The organism is Kitasatospora sp. A2-31 (assembly GCF_022288725.1).
In the GTDB taxonomy this organism is placed as follows: domain Bacteria; phylum Actinomycetota; class Actinomycetes; order Streptomycetales; family Streptomycetaceae; genus Kitasatospora.
This window is the reverse complement of sequence record NZ_JAKNTA010000161.1, coordinates 1-1560: the sequence shown is the minus strand read 5'-3', so window position 1 is coordinate 1560 and position 1560 is coordinate 1. Positions and strand designations below refer to the sequence as shown.

2 protein-coding genes are annotated in these 1560 nt (G+C 78.8%); one reads left to right on the top strand and one right to left on the bottom strand.

What is annotated here, in order from left to right; translation table 11 throughout:
- Positions 1–764, top strand: a 764-nt coding sequence (locus MCM47_RS40505; protein WP_238951677.1) for a DNA-formamidopyrimidine glycosylase family protein, incomplete at its 5' end; no start/stop codon positions are given.
- 42 nt (positions 765–806) lie between these two features.
- Here the strand turns inward: MCM47_RS40505 and MCM47_RS40500 are convergent.
- Positions 807–1442 (bottom strand): uridine kinase, encoded by a 636-nt coding sequence (locus MCM47_RS40500; protein WP_238864688.1) that lies wholly within the window; start codon positions 1440–1442, stop codon positions 807–809.
- Positions 1443–1560: the final 118 nt, after the last annotated feature.

Sequence of the window (1560 nt, the reverse complement as noted above, 5' to 3'; positions counted from 1 at the left end):
CCGCCGATCTGCGGGTGCCCGCCCACGCCACCGCCGCCCTCGCCGGCCGCCGGGTCCTGGAGGTCACCCCGCGCGGCAAGCACCTGCTCACCCGGTTGGAGGGCGGCCTCACCCTCCACACCCATCTGCGGATGGACGGCCGCTGGGAGGTCTACCGCCCCGGCGAGCGGTGGGCGGGCGGTCCCGCCTGGCAGATCCGCGCCGTCCTCGCCACGGAGGCCGGGACGGCGGTCGGCTACCGGCTGCCCGTCGTCGAACTGCTGCGCACCGCGGACGAGGAGCGCGCGGTCGGCCACCTCGGGCCGGATCTGCTCGGCCCCGACTGGGATCCGGCGGAGGCCGTGCGCCGACTGCTCGCCCACCCGGGCAGGCCGGTCGCCGAGGCGCTGCTCGACCAGCGCAACCTGGCCGGCATCGGCAACGTCTACGCGAACGAGCTCTGCTTCCTGGCCGGTGTCACGCCGTGGACCGCGGTCGGTGAACTGCCGCGCGCCGACCGGCTGGTGGAACGGGCGCGGCAGCTGCTCGACGCCAACCGGCTGCGCGAGGGCCACATCACCACCGGCGACACCAGGCGCGGCTACCGGCACTGGGTGTACGGACGCGCCGGTCGGCCGTGCCCGCGGTGCGGCACGCTGGTGCTGACGGCCACCCAGGGCACGCCGCCGCAGGAGCGGGTGGCCTTCTGGTGCCCGTACTGCCAGCGCGGCCCGGCGCCCGAGGCGGTCCGGCCCGGCGCGGGTGCCCGCCGCCCGACGCGCTGAGCGGCCCGCCGCGGGCGTCCACCGCGGCGGAACCACCCGTCCCTACGGGTGCTCGACCAGGGCCGGGTGGCGGGGGTCGTCCACCCGGACGGTGACGTCGGCGGCCTCGGCCGGACCGGTCTCGGCCTCGTAGCGGGCGAAGGCGGGCAGCGTCCACTGCTCCTCCGGCGCCGTACGACGGGCCAGGGCGGCCGGGGTGAGCGCCAGATGGACGGTCAGCTCGAAGGGCAGCCAGCGCCCGAGCAGCAGCGCGCCGTCCAGCAACAGCACGCCGCCCGGCGGCAGTTCCCGGTAGGGTGCGCGGGTCGAGCGGTCGGTCACGGGATCGCGCAGGGACGGCAGGACGCGGCCGGTGCCGCCGGGGTCCAGCGGGGCGAGGACCTCGCGGAGCAGGGCACCGTCGTCGAGCCAGAGGTCGTGGAAGGCGTCCGCGTCCTGCCTGCCGTACTCCAGCCGGACCGAGGCGGGGCGGAGGAAGTCCGCGGCCGACACGCGCAGCGCGGGGCGACCGCGCAGGCGCAGCGGCTCCACCAGCGCGTCCGCGAGCGCCCCGGGCCGGGCGGCGGCCGCGCCGTCCACCGCGACCCGCTGCCACGTGCCGTCCGCCCCGGGGAGAGCGGCGATGCGGTCGGCGAGCAGTTCGGCGAGCCGGTCGGGCGAGATCGGGTGTACCTGCACCCGCCCATCCTGCCCCGGCCCCGGCCGCGGCGGGGCCGCGGGGGCGGATCCGTCCGGTGCGCCCGGCGACCTCAGGCGCCCGGCCGGGACCGCGGCGGCCCGGACGGGGCCGGGGCGG